This window comes from Wenzhouxiangella sp. YN9 (assembly GCF_056324165.1).
On record NZ_JBJNIP010000016.1, the window covers coordinates 1 to 281 of the forward strand.

The 281-nt window shown below is 63.0% G+C and carries 1 protein-coding gene; it reads left to right on the forward strand.

Annotated elements, in window-relative coordinates:
* On the forward strand, positions 1-220 hold a 220-nt coding region (locus tag ACEWQ0_RS00030), incomplete at its 5' end, for a hypothetical protein (RefSeq protein ID WP_476484108.1).
* Positions 221-281: the final 61 nt, after the last annotated feature.

Below are 281 nucleotides of genomic sequence, written 5' to 3' on the forward strand. Positions count from 1 at the left end.
CGCAACCGAAAAATCGCCGCCCGAAGGGCTCTGGAGCGTCGCCAGCCACCCTCATGAATGGATGCGACGCGTCCAAGGCACAGAAAGCCGCTACTATCGCGCGATCGGCTCGGCTGAAGCGCTGATGCTCAAAGCCGCCGATCTCGGGCAGCGCTGGATGAAGGGCGTTTCGGGAGAGTTCGCCCTCATGAAGCTGCGAGAACAACCACTTCCCTGGTAGGCCCCTCCAGAAGCCACAAACCGGTCAATCCGGGGCCTCCGCAGGAGCGACTGCGGGCAAA